Annotated in this window: 15 protein-coding genes; 12 read left to right on the top strand and 3 right to left on the bottom strand. The window is 63.2% G+C overall.

Features of this window, described 5'->3' with window-relative positions:
- Window positions 1–63 precede the first annotated feature (63 nt).
- Window positions 64–693 carry a TetR/AcrR family transcriptional regulator gene (locus ACEN42_RS23785; RefSeq protein WP_371884892.1) on the top strand — a complete coding sequence of 210 codons (630 nt, stop codon included), beginning with the start codon at window positions 64–66 and terminating at the stop codon, window positions 691–693.
- On the opposite strand, the gene ACEN42_RS23780 is transcribed toward ACEN42_RS23785, so the two are convergent.
- Window positions 657–1,463 (bottom strand): NAD(P)-binding domain-containing protein, encoded by an 807-nt coding sequence (locus ACEN42_RS23780; protein ID WP_238292177.1) that lies wholly within the window; start codon window positions 1,461–1,463, stop codon window positions 657–659. The genes ACEN42_RS23785 and ACEN42_RS23780 overlap by 37 nt on opposite strands.
- A gap of 193 nt (window positions 1,464–1,656) precedes the next feature.
- On the opposite strand from ACEN42_RS23780, the gene ACEN42_RS23775 reads away from it, so the two are divergent.
- The 3 genes from ACEN42_RS23775 to ACEN42_RS23765 all read left to right on the top strand — a co-directional run bounded on the left by ACEN42_RS23775 (window position 1,657) and on the right by ACEN42_RS23765 (window position 3,452).
- Window positions 1,657–2,598 carry an aldo/keto reductase gene (locus ACEN42_RS23775; RefSeq protein ID WP_371884891.1) on the top strand — a complete coding sequence of 314 codons (942 nt, stop codon included), beginning with the start codon at window positions 1,657–1,659 and terminating at the stop codon, window positions 2,596–2,598.
- Between the two features lie 31 nt (window positions 2,599–2,629).
- Window positions 2,630–3,013: a nuclear transport factor 2 family protein gene (locus ACEN42_RS23770; RefSeq protein ID WP_371884890.1), complete on the top strand. Its 384-nt coding sequence runs from the start codon at window positions 2,630–2,632 to the stop codon at window positions 3,011–3,013.
- Between the two features lie 199 nt (window positions 3,014–3,212).
- Window positions 3,213–3,452 (top strand): hypothetical protein, encoded by a 240-nt coding sequence (locus tag ACEN42_RS23765; RefSeq protein WP_035503817.1) that lies wholly within the window; start codon window positions 3,213–3,215, stop codon window positions 3,450–3,452.
- Between the two features lie 27 nt (window positions 3,453–3,479).
- On the opposite strand, the gene ACEN42_RS23760 is transcribed toward ACEN42_RS23765, so the two are convergent.
- The gene (locus tag ACEN42_RS23760) at window positions 3,480–3,812 is read right to left on the bottom strand and encodes a cupin domain-containing protein (protein ID WP_371884889.1); all 333 of its coding nucleotides are present in this window, start codon (window positions 3,810–3,812) and stop codon (window positions 3,480–3,482) included.
- 51 nt (window positions 3,813–3,863) lie between these two features.
- On the bottom strand, window positions 3,864–4,739 hold the full coding sequence (locus ACEN42_RS23755; protein ID WP_371884888.1) for a LysR family transcriptional regulator: 876 nt from the start codon (window positions 4,737–4,739) through the stop codon (window positions 3,864–3,866).
- Between the two features lie 96 nt (window positions 4,740–4,835).
- On the opposite strand from ACEN42_RS23755, the gene ACEN42_RS23750 reads away from it, so the two are divergent.
- From ACEN42_RS23750 to ACEN42_RS23715, 8 genes are all read left to right on the top strand, one after another.
- Window positions 4,836–6,035, top strand: coding sequence for a YbfB/YjiJ family MFS transporter (locus ACEN42_RS23750; protein WP_371884887.1), 1,200 nt, complete (start codon window positions 4,836–4,838; stop codon window positions 6,033–6,035).
- A 75-nt stretch (window positions 6,036–6,110) separates the two neighbouring features.
- Window positions 6,111–6,983, top strand: coding sequence for a GNAT family N-acetyltransferase (locus ACEN42_RS23745; RefSeq protein WP_371884886.1), 873 nt, complete (start codon window positions 6,111–6,113; stop codon window positions 6,981–6,983).
- A gap of 5 nt (window positions 6,984–6,988) precedes the next feature.
- Complete coding sequence (locus ACEN42_RS23740) at window positions 6,989–7,915, top strand: 2-hydroxyacid dehydrogenase (protein WP_371884885.1); 927 nt, start codon at window positions 6,989–6,991, stop codon at window positions 7,913–7,915.
- A gap of 163 nt (window positions 7,916–8,078) precedes the next feature.
- The gene (locus tag ACEN42_RS23735; protein WP_371884884.1) at window positions 8,079–9,488 is read left to right on the top strand and encodes an aspartate aminotransferase family protein; all 1,410 of its coding nucleotides are present in this window, start codon (window positions 8,079–8,081) and stop codon (window positions 9,486–9,488) included.
- A 43-nt stretch (window positions 9,489–9,531) separates the two neighbouring features.
- Window positions 9,532–10,029, top strand: a complete 498-nt coding sequence (locus tag ACEN42_RS23730; RefSeq protein WP_187606672.1) for an Lrp/AsnC family transcriptional regulator — start codon at window positions 9,532–9,534, stop codon at window positions 10,027–10,029.
- A gap of 95 nt (window positions 10,030–10,124) precedes the next feature.
- The gene (locus ACEN42_RS23725) at window positions 10,125–11,189 is read left to right on the top strand and encodes a tartrate dehydrogenase (protein WP_371884883.1); all 1,065 of its coding nucleotides are present in this window, start codon (window positions 10,125–10,127) and stop codon (window positions 11,187–11,189) included.
- Between the two features lie 17 nt (window positions 11,190–11,206).
- Window positions 11,207–12,679 (top strand): NAD-dependent succinate-semialdehyde dehydrogenase, encoded by a 1,473-nt coding sequence (locus ACEN42_RS23720; RefSeq protein WP_371884882.1) that lies wholly within the window; start codon window positions 11,207–11,209, stop codon window positions 12,677–12,679.
- Window positions 12,676–13,644 carry a M14 family metallopeptidase gene (locus ACEN42_RS23715; protein WP_371884881.1) on the top strand — a complete coding sequence of 323 codons (969 nt, stop codon included), beginning with the start codon at window positions 12,676–12,678 and terminating at the stop codon, window positions 13,642–13,644. Before ACEN42_RS23720 ends, ACEN42_RS23715 begins: the two co-directional genes overlap by 4 nt.
- Window positions 13,645–14,064: the final 420 nt, after the last annotated feature.

Below are 14,064 nucleotides of genomic sequence, written 5' to 3'. Positions count from 1 at the left end.
ACATGCGTCAAGTAGGGAGACAATGGTGTACATTGGAGTCGTCAAAGCGGAGGAAATAACGAAATGGACGAGACGCTCGACGTGGTGCGCGGCTCCGCCGAGATGTGGCTCGATGCGGCGTATGAAGGTCTTCTGGAAGGTGGCGTGGAAGCGGTCCGCATTCTTCCGCTCGCAAAAAAGCTGAATCTTTCGCGGACGAGTTTCTACTGGTTCTTCAAGGATCGTGAAGAATTGCTGGCCGCGCTGCTCGACCGATGGAAACAGAAGAACACGGGCAACTGGATCGAGCGTACAGAAGCGTATGCGGACAGCGTGTGCGAAGCGATGCTGAACGTCTTCGACTGCTGGTTCGACGACACGATCTTCGACTCGCGCTTCGAGGCCGCGATCCGCAACTGGGCGCAGCAATCGCCGGACATCGCGGAGCACATGGCTCAGGACGACGCGCAGCGCATCGAGGCGCTGACTGCGCTATTCGAGCGATTCGACTATGAGCCGCGCGCCGCCGATGTCCGCGCGCGCGTCGCGTATTTCACGCAGGCCGGCTATGTCTCGACGAAGCCTCACGAAGACATGTCCGTCCGCATGATGCGCATTCCGGAGTACGTCGAAGTCTTTACGGGTGTGCGGCCGAAGAAGCACGAACTCCAGCGCTTCTACTCGCGGCGCGACTTCGAGTTCGAGTTCGAATGAACGTGTTCCTTCGCGGTCAGTTGCTCGAACACGTGCTCGCATGCGGCTTTCCACGCCGCGTTGCCACCGAGCCTTTCCAGCACATCCAGACCTTGTGCCGTATAGGTGCCCGCCGTCGCGATGGATGAACCGATTTCGCCGATGCCCGAAGAAGCTTTGTATCGCGAGTAAGCCACGCAGTCTTCGACGCCACTGAGCACGAGTTGTCTCGCGTCGTCGGGTGCGAAGCCCTTCTGAACGAACCATTGCTGGAGGTCGTGAAGCAGGAAATAAAACCATCCGTTCATGCATGCGCCGACCGTGGCGAGTTCGAATTCGCGTTCGGTTGCAAGCAGCACCGGATTGCCCAGCGCGGCGAGCAACGGCGCCATCGCTGAATCGGCGGGATAGACCGCGACCGTCGAGCGGTTGATCTCGGCAGCGAGGGACAACATGGCGCGCGTGCATTCCCTTGCGCCGAACATGCGCTGCAAATCGCCGACCGGCACGCCACTGACAACGGAAATGAGCGGGATGCCGGGCTTCACGTTGATTTCCTGCGCGAGCTCGCCGAGTTGTCCCGGACGAACGCCGATGAGGACGACATCAGCGGCATCCGCGACTTCCTGGTTATCGCGCATCAACGTGCAGCCGATATCTTTCGCGAGACTTTCCGCTCTTGCGCGGCTTCTGGGCGAAAGAAGAAACGTCGTGTCGCTGCCGCTGCGATGCCATCCTCGAATCATCTTCTCGGTCAGATCGCCGACGCCGAGCACCCCGAGCTTGATCATGAACTTCGTCACTCCTCGCTGAGCCTGATTTGTCAAACTGAACATTCGTGCAGATGACGCGCACATCACGAGGCACTATATCCGCATTCGAGAACATCTGGCCGCTTCCGTTGCACGCGCTCGAATCGGCGCATAGACTGATTCGGGTATCGGATGTTCACGAATGCATCGTGAAGAAATACGGAGTATCGCCATGATCGAGCAGAGCGATTTTCGGACCAGAAAACTGGCGCTCAATCACGGGAGCGGCCTTATGCCCGCGCTCGGATTCGGCACACTCATTCCCGATGCGGCCACGACTCTTCGCGCTACCCGGGAAGCACTGGAAGCCGGCTATCGACACTTCGATTGCGCCGAGCGGTATCGAAACGAACGTGAAGTAGGCGAGGCTCTGCGCACAGGACTCGCGGATGGCGGAATTACGCGCGAGGACATCTTCGTCACGACAAAGTTATGGAATTCCAATCATCGGCCGGAGCGTGTCGAAGCGGCTTTCGAAGGAAGCCGTGAAAGGCTCGGCGTCGAGTTTCTCGATCTCTATCTGATCCATACGCCGTTTGCATTTCAGCCGGGCGATGAGCAGGATCCGCGCGATCAGAACGGCGCCGTCATTTACGATAAAGGCGTGACTTTGCACGATACGTGGAGCGCGATGGAGCGTCTCGTCGATCAGGGAAAATGCCGCGCCATAGGACTGTCCGATATCGGCCTGGACCAATTGCGAGGGCTTTACGAAGCGGCGCGAATCAAGCCCGCAGTGGTACAGGTCGAGGCTCATCCGTATCTTCCGGAAACAGAGCTTCTGGACTTCTGCAAGGAAAATCAGATCGTGTTTCTGGCCTTCGCGCCATTGGGTCATGGCATCAGGCCAGGGCCGCTCGAAGACCCCGTCATTACGCGGATTGCCGCGCGAATCGGCAAGACGCCGGCGCAGGTACTGCTTGCCTGGGCGATTCAGCGCGGCGGCGCGTTGCTCACGACGCCCAAGACAGCGGAGCGCGCACGCGAGAATCTCGATGTATCCGCGCTTCCGGCAGACGCGTTCGACGAGATCAACCGGATCGAGACGCGGCAGCGGTTCAACGAGGTCGTGAAGACGGGCAGCCCCGGCTTTATTCCGCGCAGCCCGCAGTAATTGCGGCGCGCACGATATCCGGAGCCACGCCATGAGTGAAGAGCAGATTCGAGAAGCGCTGAATGCGCACTGGCTCGCATCGGCGAACGGCGATCTCGACGCCGAGCACGACATCTACGATGACGACGCCATCTGCGATTATCCCCAGTCAGGCGAACGCATACGCGGACGGGCGAACTTGCAGGCATTGCGGGGACATCATCCGGACAAGCCATCCGGTTTCGATGTCAAACGGATTCAGGGAGAAGGCAATCTCTGGATCACGGAATACATGATCTCGTATCAGGGACAGGCGGCCTTTACGGTCAGCATCATGGAATTCCGCGACGGCAAGGTGATTCACGAAACCCAATACTTTTCGAATCCATTCGAAGCACCGGCCTGGCGAAGTCAGTGGGTTCAGCAAATGCCCTGACGGGCGAATGTCTGCTGTGCGCCGACATCGAGTAATCGAACTGTCGCTCGCGAGCCGTCGCGTGACACGCGTGCGCGCTCGAATAAATTGCTCGACGCTTATAGGCAGGGACTTTCGCACTCGTTGGCATGGCGCGTGCAAATGAATGAGTGGCGATTTGCATGTCGTCATTCACTTCACTTTTGCCAGGAGACCAGCCATGACCACTCTGACCATCACCGATCTGCCCCGCGCCGATACCATCGATCGCGATGCGATGTCCGCCGTACGCGGCGGCATCGCCCATGTGACCCTGCCCGGCGGCGGCAACACGCTTCCCGGACTGCCGACGCTGCCGGCGTCGTGGCCCGGCGCTGCCGCGCTCCTGAAGGAGCTGCACATTCCGGTGCCGCTGCAGATAGCGCCGCAACCCGCGACGCAGGACCCTCGTCTGCTTTGAGCGGGTCGCGTGCCGCTCGACGCGCCTTCATCGTTCGAAATAGATCGCGAGCCAGACGGTTTGCTCGTCGGCATCCGTCCACGCGACGCGATGCCGGCAATGCGGCTCGATCAGCACGTAGTCGCCCGGACGCATGTCGTGCCGCGTCGAGTTCTCCTCGAACTCGAGCGTGGCCGCTCCCGACAGCAGCACGACCCATTCGGCGCGCGAGTCGTCGTACCAGAAGCCTTCAGGACTCGCGTGTCCCATCGACACGATCCGCTCCACGTTCAGGCGCTGCCCCGTGACGAGCATGTCGATCCGCTCTTCGACGCCGCGCCTTGCTTCGACGCCGAACAGGTTACCCGTTTGCAGTTGCATGGATCAGCCTCGCGTCAGGGTTCAAATCGCTGATATCGATTATGTGCGAACTCAACTCGACCCGCTTACCAGCAGATCGCGCATCGCGTTGAGCGCCGCCGAGAAGTGCCCTTTGCGCCACACGAGCAGCGTATCGACGCGGCCGAGTTCGCCCATCGGATGCAGATCCACTTCGCCATCCAGCCGCGCGAGTTCGAGCACCGAACGCGGCGCCACCGCGACGCCCGCTCCCGCCGCCACGCACGCGACGATCGCGTGATACGAACCCAGCTCCAGCACCCGCGCCGGCCTGATGCCCTGCTGCTCGTACCAGCGCATCGCGTATGAGCGGTAAGCGCAGCCGCGCTCGAACGCCACTAGCGTCAGACCCGCCGCCTCGCGCGCCGTCGTCGCCGGAAGCTGTCCGCGCGGCGTGACCAGCGCCAGCTCTTCCTCGAACACCGGCACGAACTCGAACTGCTCGGGGGGAAGCGTGTCGGGCTCGATCGGACGCGCCATCACCGCCGCGTCCACTTCGAACGTGCGCACGCTTTCGATGAGCGCGCGTGTCACGCCCGTCGCCAGTTCGAGCGTCACCTGCGGCCAGCGCTGATGGTAAGTCGCGAGCACGCGCGGCAGGCGGCTCGCGGCCGTGCTTTCCATCGTCCCGAGTCGCAGACGCCCCTGCGGACGATTCTCGCTGACCGCGTGACGCGCTTCCTCGGCGAGCGCGAGCAGCCGTTCCGCGTAGGGCAGCAAGGTCTCGCCGGCTGGCGTCAGCACGAGACGCCGGCCATCGCGAATGAAAAGGTCCGTGCCGAGCGTCTCCTCAAGCTGACGGATGCGCGTCGTCACGTTCGACTGCACGCGATTGAGTTTCGCCGCCGCCCGCGTCACGCCGTTCTCGCGCACGACAGCCCGAAAAATGGTCAATGCCGATAGATCCATGATCTTTCCAGAAGATTCATTGCATCTCGATTATTCATTTTTCAAGATACATCGGTCAAGTTAGGATGCGTTCATTACCGCTACGCTGATCGACTCATGGCCTCGCCCGCACAAGCTTCGTCGCTGCCCGCTCATCACGCGCGAAATGCCGCGCTGGCGTGCGCCGTCGTGCTCGCGGTGGCGCTCGGCGTCGGGCGATTCGCCTTCACGCCGCTGCTTCCGCTGATGCTGAAAAGCGGCGCGCTCGATATCCGCCACGGCGGCTGGCTCGCATCGGCGAATTACGCGGGCTACTTGATCGGCGCGTTGTCGTGCGCGGCGATCCGCATCGACCACGCGCGCATGGTGCGCCTCGCGCTCGCGTGGACGATCGTGCTGACGCTCGCGATGGGCGTCGTCCATCTCTTCTGGCTGTGGGCCGCGATACGCTTCGCGGCGGGCGTCGTCAGCGCGTGGGCCTTCGTGTTCGCGTCGCAATGGGGCTTGCGGCGGCTCGCCGAACTCGACGCGCACGGCCTCGGCGGCGTGATCTACGCGGGGCCCGGCGTCGGCATCGTCGCGACCGGTTTGCTCGGTGCGGCGGCCGCCGCGCTCGGCGTGCCAGCGCCCTCGGTATGGATCGGATTCGCGATCGCGTCGGGCGTGGCGGGCGCGATCGTGTGGAAGACGCTCGCCCATCAGGCGCCATCGACGCGCGGTCGCGCACACGTGCCCGAGCGCGCAGCGCCCGCGTCGGCGCGCGCCGATTCGATCGGGCTCGTCGGCCTCTACAGTCTCGCGGGCTTCGGCTACATCATCACCGCGACGTTTCTTCCCGTCATCGCGCGACAGGCGTTGCCCGGCTCGCCGTGGCCCGACCTGTTCTGGCCGGCGTTCGGACTGGCGTTGATCGCAGGCGCGCTGATCGCCGCACGGCTGCCGCTGTCGTGGGACAACCGGCTCTTGTCGGCGGCGTGCTATCTGATCCAGGCGCTCGGCATCCTGCTGGGCATCGTGTTTCCGAGCGCGCTCGGCTTCGGTATCGGCAGCGCGCTGCTGGGCTTGCCGTTCACCGCGATCACCTTGTTCGCGATGCGCGAGGCGCGCCGATTGCGCGGTGAAGCCGCCGCCGGCCTGATGGGATACGCGACGGCCGCGTACGGCGTGGGACAGATCGCCGGACCGCTCGTCGCAGCGCCGATCGCCGCGCACACCGGCTCCTTTTCCATCGCGTTATGGATCGCGGTGGCGGCGCTCGGGCTCGGCGCTGCCGGCCTGGCATGGCTCGGGATGCGCGGGCGCGCAGCGAGCGCCTGACGCAACAGGATCGTCCTATCCGCGCGCCTAAGCCGCGTGTCAAAGTGGCGGGCATCCTCTCATGTGGAGCATGCCGTGTCCGCCGCCGAAACATCCGCTCTTCTCTATCGTCCCTTCACCGCCGATGACATCGCCGCGGCGCATGCGCTCTCGGTCGAAGTCAAATGGCCGCATCGCGCCGACGACTGGCGCTTCGTGCTCGACGCCGGCGCGGGTTTCATCGCGCAGGACGGCGAGCGCGTGGTCGGCACCGCGCTCTTCTGGACATACGGCGACGACGGCGGATCGCTCGGCATGGTGATCGTCGCGCCCGACTGCCAGGGCAAAGGCATCGGCCGCAAGCTGATGGAACTGCTGCTCGAAGCGCTCGGCAACCGCATCACTGTGCTGCACGCGACGCCCGCGGGCGAACCGCTTTACGCGAAGCTCGGGTTCAAGCGCATCGGCGCGATCCATCAGCATCAATCCGCCGATTTCGACGTGCCTGCGATCGACTTGCCGCAAGGCGAACGGCTGCGCGCGATCGAACCGGGCGATACGCAGGCCATCGTCGATCTCGCATCGCGCGCGAACGGACTCGACCGAAGCGCGCTGCTGCCCGCGCTGTTGAACGTCGCGCGCGGCGTCGTGCTCGAACGCGATGGCGAAGTGCTCGGCTTCTCGCTCATCCGCGAGTTCGGGCGCGGTCACGCGATCGGACCGGTGGTTGCCGTCACCGCCGATCAGCAGCACCAACGCCGCGCGCAGGCGCTCATCGCGCATGCGCTCGCGTCTCGCGAAGGCACGTTCACGCGCATCGATACGCCGGATGAAAGCGGTCTTTCGGACTGGCTCGAAGGCATCGGGCTCAAACGTGTGGATACGGTCATCAAGATGGCGCGCAACGGCACGCCGCCGCACGATGCGTCCGTCGCGCAATTCGCGATCATCAATCAGGCGCTGGGCTGATACCCATGACGATCCTCTACAAAGCCGATCCTGAACGCGGCCAGCAGTGGGCGCAGCACTTCGCGCAAAAAGCGCCGGACGTGACGTTCCGTGTGTGGCCCGACATCGGCGATCCCGCAGCCGTCCGCTATCTCGCCGCATGGCAGCCGCCCGCCGACGTCATGCAGACATTCCCCAATCTCGAAGTGATCTTCTCCGTGGGCGCGGGCATCGATCAGTTCGATCTGTCGGGCGTGCCGCCGCATGTCGAGGTCGTGCGGATGACCGAGCCGGGCATCGTCGAAGGCATGGTCGAATACGTGACGCAGGCCGTGCTCACCATTCATCGCGATCTCTTCGATTACGCCGCGCAGCAACGCGAGCGCGTCTGGCGCGAGATGCCCGTGCGCGCGGCTTCGACGCGGCGCGTCGGCGTGCTCGGGCTCGGCATGCTCGGCACCGCGGTGCTGAAAACGCTGCGTCTCTTCGGCTTCGATTGCGCCGGATGGAGCCGTTCGCCGCATGAGATCGAAGGCGTCGAATGTCATGCGGGCATCGAATCGCTCGATACGTTCCTCGCCCGCACCGATATCCTCGTGTGCCTGTTGCCGCTCACGGATGCGACGCGCGGACTCATCGGCAAATACGTGTTCCAGATGCTGCCGAAAGGCGCATCGTTCATCAACGTGGGGCGCGGCCCGCAGGTGATTCAGCAGGATCTGCTCGATGCGCTCGACAGCGGCCATCTCCATGCCGCGATCCTCGACGTGACCGATCCCGAGCCTTTATCGCCGACGCATCCGTTCTGGACGCATCCGCGCGTGCGCCTGACGCCGCATATCGCGAGCGCGACGCGGCCGGAAACCGCCGTCGACGTGGTGCTGGAGAACCTGCGCCGCCATCGCGCGGGAGAACGCATGATCGGCGCGATCGACCGCACGCGCGGCTACTGAACCCGTCCTCCGGGGCGCGCAGCACAAAATGCTGCGCGCCCCCGAAAAAAACCGCGAATTCACTTTTTGGCGATTTTTTTGGCGATGCGCGCGATACGGCTCTGCCGATAGTATGAAACGGTCAAGAGCCATTCCGCCCCCTTCGCGAAGAGAGAGCCGCATCATGCCGATCAAGTCGCTTGTCGAGTCCGACCGTCAACATCTGATTCATCCCGTCGTCAGCTATCGCGCGCATGAGGCACGCGGCGTCACCGTGCTCGATTCCGCCGATGGCGTGTTCCTGCGCGATATCGAAGGCAGGCAGTTGCTCGATGCATTCTCCGGCCTGTGGTGCGTGAACACGGGTTACGGGCACGCGAGCATCGTCGAGGCCGCTGCGAAGCAGATGACGAAACTGCCCTACGCCACGAGCTATTTCCACTTCGGCTCCGAACCCGCGATCGAACTGGCCGCAAAGCTCGTCGAGCTTGCGCCCGCGTCGCTGCAACACGTGTACTTCACGCTCGGCGGCTCGGATGCCGTCGATTCCGCGCTGCGCTTCATCACGCATTACTACAACGCGACGGGCCGTCCGTCGAAGAAGCATTGCATCGCGCTGCAACGCGGTTATCACGGATCGTCGTCGATCGGCGCGGGACTGACCGCCTTGCCCGCGTTCCATCGCAACTTCGATCTGCCGCTCGCGACGCAGCATCACATTCCTTCGCCGTATGCGTATCGCAACGAATACGCCGACGATGCCGCGCTCATCGCGGCATCGGTGCAGGCGCTCGAAGCGAAGGTCGCGGAGCTCGGCGCGGACAACGTCGCCGCATTCTTCTGCGAGCCAATTCAAGGCTCGGGCGGCGTGATCGTACCGCCGTCGGGCTGGCTTAAGGCGATGCGCGATGCATGCCGCAAGCTCGATATCCTCTTCGTCGCCGATGAAGTGATCACCGGTTTCGGCCGCACGGGTCCGCTCTTCGCGTGCGAAGGCGAAGGCGTCGAGCCGGACCTGATGACGGTCGCGAAGGGCTTGACCGCAGGCTATGCGCCGATGGGCGCGGTCCTCATGTCCGATGCGGTCTATCGAGGTATCGCCGATGGCACCGATGCGTCCGCAGTCATCGGTCATGGCCACACGTATTCGGCGCATCCGGTGAGCGCGGCCATCGGCCTCGAAGTGATGCGGCTCTATCATGAAGGCGGCCTGCTCGCGAACGGCCAGGCACAGGCGCCGCGCTTCGCGCAAGGGCTCGACGCATTGCTCGACCATCCGCTCGTCGGTGACTCGCGTCATCGCGGTTTGCTCGGCGCGCTCGAACTCGTCGCCGACAAGGAAAGCAAACGCGGCTTCGATGCATTGCTCAAGCTGCCGGACCGTATCGCCGCAGCCGCGTATGGCAACGGCCTCGTGTTTCGCGCGTTCGGCGACAACATTCTCGGCTTCGCGCCGGCGCTGTGCTACACGCAGGCGAACTTCGACATGCTGTTCGAGCGCCTCACGAAAACGCTCGACGACGTGCTCGCGCAGAGCGAAGTACGCGACGCGTTGAAGGGCGGATCGGGCTTCAGCTCCCGCGCGGCTGCGTGATAACATCGACCGACCGCCGACATGCGAGACCGAACCCGCCGCGATGAGCACCGACAGCAAGCTGGACCGAATCGATCTGCGTATCCTCTCGCAATTGCAGAAACGCGGGCGCATCACGAACGTGGAGCTCGCCGATGCGGTCGGTCTGTCGCCCAGCCCTTGCCTGATTCGTGTGAAGCGGCTGGAAAAGGCGGGTTTCATCGTCGGCTACGGCGCGCAGATTCAACTCGAGAAGCTCGGCGACGTGCAGGTGGTCTTCACCGAAGTCACGCTCGCGGATCATCGCCGCGAAGACTTCATCAACTTCGTGAATGCCGTGAAGGATGTCGACGAGATAGTCGAATGTCATCTCGCGAGCGGCGGCTACGACTATCTGCTCAAGTTCGTCACGCGCAGCGTAAGCCATTACCAGAGCATTGTGGAAGGACTGCTGGAGCGTGGCATCGGCATCGAAAAGTACTTCAGCTATGTCATCATCAAGACGGCGTTCGTGAAAACGCACTATCCGCTCGAAACGCTCTTCTCGCAGCATCATCACTGAGGCGCGCGCCTCATTCTTCTCATGAACGAATGCACGCACGCGCGTTTTGCACGTGCGTGCTTTTTATCGTCGATCATCTTCACGCGGAGTAGCACATGTCCAGCAAATATCGTATTGCCGTGATTCCGGGCGACGGCATCGGCAAGGAAGTGATGCCCGAAGCATTGCGCGCGCTCGATGCCGTGAGCAAGCGCTTCAATATCGAACTGGAGTACCGGCATATCGAATGGGCGAGTTGCGATTACTACGCGCAGCACGGCCAGATGATGCCCGACGACTGGAAGGCGCAACTGCAAGACGCCGATGCGATTCTGTTCGGCGCGGTCGGCTGGCCTGACACCGTGCCGGACCACATCTCGCTGTGGGGTTCGCTTCTCAAGTTTCGCCGCGAGTTCGATCAATACATCAACCTGCGCCCCGCGCGTCTTTTCGACGGCGTGCCCTCGCCGCTCGCGAACCGCAAGGCGGGCGACATCGACTTCATGATCGTGCGCGAAAACACCGAGGGCGAGTATTCGTCCGTCGGCGGCACGATGTTCGAAGGCACGGAACGCGAGTTCGTCTCGCAGACATCGATCTTCACGAGAAAGGGCGCGGAACGCGTATTGAAGTTCGCGTTCGATCTCGCGCAAAAACGCCAGAAGAAACTGACGGTCGCCACCAAGAGCAACGGCATTTCGATCAGCATGCCGTGGTGGGATGCGCGCGCCGCCGAAATCGCCGCGCAGTATCCCGAGATCAAATGGGACAAGCAGCACATCGACATTCTGTGCGCGCGCTTCGTGTTGAGCCCGGATCGCTTCGATGTGGTCGTCGCGACGAACCTCTTCGGCGACATTCTTTCGGACCTCGGTCCGGCATGCACGGGCACGATCGGCATTGCGCCTTCGGCCAACATGAATCCGGAGCGCAACTTCCCGTCGCTGTTCGAGCCGGTGCATGGTTCCGCGCCGGATATCGCGGGCAAGAACATCGCCAATCCGGTCGCGATGATCTGGTCGGCGGCGATGATGCTCGAATTCCTCGGCGAACGCGACGCGCACGACGCGATGCTCTCCGCCATTGAAACCGTGTTGAAGCAAGGGCCGCATACCGGCGATCTCGGCGGCCGCGCGAACACGACGGAAGTCGGCACGGCCATCGCTCGCCTGCTCGGCTGAACATTCCGGAGACCATCATGACGCAACGATACGAGTTGAGCGATCTGATTCGCGCCGACAATTTCATCGACGGCAAATGGGTTCCCGCCGCGAGCGGCAAGCGCTTCGCCGTCACCGATCCCGCGACGGGCGATGTCATCGCGCAAGTGGCCGACAGCGGCCCCGCCGACGCCCGCGCCGCCACCGATGCCGCCGCGCGCGCCTTTCCCGCGTGGCGCGATACGCTGCCGAAAGATCGCGCGGCCGTGCTGCATCGCTGGCATGCGCTGATCGTCGAAAATGCAGATGCGCTCGGGCGTCTGATCTCGCTCGAACAGGGCAAGCCGTTCGCAGAAGGCCGCGGCGAAGTGATGTATGGCGCGTCGTATGTCGCATGGTTCGCGGATGAAGCCACGCGCATCTACGGCGACATCATTCCGCAGCAGCAGCGCGGCAAGCGCATGAGCGCGGTAAAGGAGCCGGTTGGCATCGTCGCGGCGATCACGCCGTGGAATTTCCCGCTCGCGATGATCGCGCGCAAGATCGCGCCTGCGCTCGCGGCGGGTTGCACGGTGGTCGGCAAGCCTGCTGAAGACACGCCGCTCACGGCGCTCGCACTCGTGCTGCTCGCGCATGAAGCGGGCGTGCCGGCGGGTGCGTTGAACCTGATCGGCGCATCGCGCGAGAACGCGCAGGAAGCCGTCGGCGACTGGCTCGAAGATGGCCGCGTGCGCAAGATCACCTTTACCGGGTCGACGCCGGTGGGCAAGTACCTCGCACGCGAATCGGCGGGCACGTTGAAGAAGCTCTCGCTGGAACTCGGCGGCAATGCGCCCTTCATCGTATTCGACGACGCCGATCTCGACGCCGCCGTCACGGGACTGATGGCGTCGAAGTTCCGCAATGGCGGACAGACTTGCGTGTGCCCGAATCGCGTGTATGTGCAGTCGTCCGTGTACGACAAGTTCGCCGATCTCCTGGCGAAGCGCGTCGCCGCATTGAAGGTCGCGCCCGCGACGGACCCCGACGCGCAGATCGGCCCGATGATCAACGCGCGCGCGGTCGAGAAGATCGAACGTCACGTAAGCGACGCGATCGAACGCGGTGCGCGCGCGCTCACGGGCGGCAAGCGTCTCGCCGAACTCGGCCCGAACTATTACGCGCCGACCGTGCTCACCGGCGCCACATCCGACATGCAATTGAGCTGCGAGGAAACCTTCGGCCCGGTCGTGCCGCTCTTCCGTTTCGACGATGAAGCCGAAGCCATCCGCGTCGCGAACGATACGCCGTTCGGCCTCGCCGCCTATTTCTATAGCCAGAACCTGAAGCGCATCGATCGCGTGTCGCGTCTGCTCGAAGCGGGACTCGTCGGCATCAACGAAGGCGCGATTTCGAGCGAAGCCGCGCCGTTCGGCGGCGTGAAGGAATCGGGTTATGGACGCGAAGGCTCGAAGTATGGCCTCGACGATTATCTGTCGATCAAATATCTCTGCCAGGGCGGACTCGAATGAACGCCTATCCGATCGAGATCACGTTTCCCGATATCGGCGCGCATGCAGCGGGCAACGCGGGTGTGCCGTATGTGCATACGTTCGACTCGGGCATCGACGGTCCGCATGTGATGATCAATGCGCTCACGCACGGCAACGAAGTGTGCGGCGCGATCGTCGTCGATGCGTTGCTGCGCGCTCGACTGAGGCCGCGTCGCGGCAAGCTCACGCTGGCCTTCGCGAACGTCGATGCATACGCGCGCTTCGATGCGGGCAAGCCGGATGCATCGCGTTTCGTCGATCAGGATTTCAATCGCGTATGGACTGCGCAAGCGCTCGACGACACCTCGCGCGATTCGAGCGAACTGCGCCGCGCCCGCGCGATGCGGCCTGTGATCGATACCGTCGATCTGCTGCTCGATCTTCATTCGATGCATGAGAAGAGCAAGCCGCTGATCGTCGCGGGGCCGCTTGATAAAGGCATCGAATTGTCGGCGCGGCTCGGCACGCCCGCGACCGTCATCTGCGATGAAGGCCATCCCGAAGGACGGCGCATGCGCGATTACGAAGGCTTCGGCGATCCGTCGAGCAGCAGGAACGCATTGCTTATCGAATGCGGACAGCACTGGGAAGCGGGCGCCGTGACCGTGGCGCGCGACGTGACTGCGCGGTTTCTTCTGCTCTCCGGTGTCGTCGGCGAGGATGATTTGCCTGCGGGGTGGATTCAGGCATCGCTGCGGGAGATGCTCGTCGTGCGGGTGACGGAACCCGTTGTCGCGAAGAGCATGGACTTTCGGTTCGCGGGCGACTTTACCGGGCTCGAAGTGTTTCCCCAAGCGGGTAGCGTAATCGGATGGTCGGATGGCACTGCCGTCGAGACGCCCTATGACGATTGCATGCTCGTCATGCCCTCATTGCGGCAATTACGTCCGGGAGTGACTGTCGTGCGGCTCGGCAGGATCGAACAGCGTATTCAATCGGAATAGAGATTTTGCGGAGTTTGTTTTCGCCGGATCCCGGTTTCGTGGTGGTCTATTGGCACTGCCCCTCCCCGGGGCGGGGGTCACTTTCTTTGCTGCTGCAAAGAAAGTAACCAAAGAAAGCAGCTTCTCATCGCCCGCGGTCACACGCACGTTGGCCATACTTGCCAGCCGTCGGTGGTACTCGCCTAAGTGTCGCCCTCGAAGGACTTACCGGGCTTGGCTCGCGCACGGTCTGACGAGCTAGACGTTTTAGCGCGCTGGTTCAGCACCAAATAGCTTCGGCACAGCGCTTCGCGCTGCCGTCGGGTATGCGAGGGAAACCGACTAAGAAGCGCACGCCGACCCGATTGACCCATCGGCCGCGTAGCGGGCCGGAGCTATTTGGTGCTGAACCAGCGTGCTCTGGGTTATGGCTTGTCAGAC

It is taken from the genome of Caballeronia sp. S22, assembly GCF_964261745.1.
In the GTDB taxonomy this organism is placed as follows: Bacteria; Pseudomonadota; Gammaproteobacteria; order Burkholderiales; family Burkholderiaceae; genus Caballeronia; species Caballeronia jiangsuensis.
Note: the sequence above shows the minus strand (reverse complement) of the source record. Positions and strands in the feature narration are given on the sequence as shown.

Excerpts from the sequence above, each read along its gene's own strand:
- ACEN42_RS23785 (WP_371884892.1), top strand. The coding sequence starts at position 64 with ATGGACGAGACGCTCGACGTGGTGCGCGGCTCCGCCGAGATGTGGCTC.
- ACEN42_RS23780 (WP_238292177.1), bottom strand. The coding sequence starts at position 1,463 with ATGATCAAGCTCGGGGTGCTCGGCGTCGGCGATCTGACCGAGAAGATG.
- ACEN42_RS23775 (WP_371884891.1), top strand. The coding sequence starts at position 1,657 with ATGATCGAGCAGAGCGATTTTCGGACCAGAAAACTGGCGCTCAATCAC.
- ACEN42_RS23770 (WP_371884890.1), top strand. The coding sequence starts at position 2,630 with ATGAGTGAAGAGCAGATTCGAGAAGCGCTGAATGCGCACTGGCTCGCA.
- ACEN42_RS23765 (WP_035503817.1), top strand. The coding sequence starts at position 3,213 with ATGACCACTCTGACCATCACCGATCTGCCCCGCGCCGATACCATCGAT.
- ACEN42_RS23760 (WP_371884889.1), bottom strand. The coding sequence starts at position 3,812 with ATGCAACTGCAAACGGGTAACCTGTTCGGCGTCGAAGCAAGGCGCGGC.
- ACEN42_RS23755 (WP_371884888.1), bottom strand. The coding sequence starts at position 4,739 with ATGGATCTATCGGCATTGACCATTTTTCGGGCTGTCGTGCGCGAGAAC.
- ACEN42_RS23750 (WP_371884887.1), top strand. The coding sequence starts at position 4,836 with ATGGCCTCGCCCGCACAAGCTTCGTCGCTGCCCGCTCATCACGCGCGA.
- ACEN42_RS23740 (WP_371884885.1), top strand. The coding sequence starts at position 6,989 with ATGACGATCCTCTACAAAGCCGATCCTGAACGCGGCCAGCAGTGGGCG.
- ACEN42_RS23735 (WP_371884884.1), top strand. The coding sequence starts at position 8,079 with ATGCCGATCAAGTCGCTTGTCGAGTCCGACCGTCAACATCTGATTCAT.
- ACEN42_RS23730 (WP_187606672.1), top strand. The coding sequence starts at position 9,532 with ATGAGCACCGACAGCAAGCTGGACCGAATCGATCTGCGTATCCTCTCG.
- ACEN42_RS23725 (WP_371884883.1), top strand. The coding sequence starts at position 10,125 with ATGTCCAGCAAATATCGTATTGCCGTGATTCCGGGCGACGGCATCGGC.
- ACEN42_RS23720 (WP_371884882.1), top strand. The coding sequence starts at position 11,207 with ATGACGCAACGATACGAGTTGAGCGATCTGATTCGCGCCGACAATTTC.
- ACEN42_RS23715 (WP_371884881.1), top strand. The coding sequence starts at position 12,676 with ATGAACGCCTATCCGATCGAGATCACGTTTCCCGATATCGGCGCGCAT.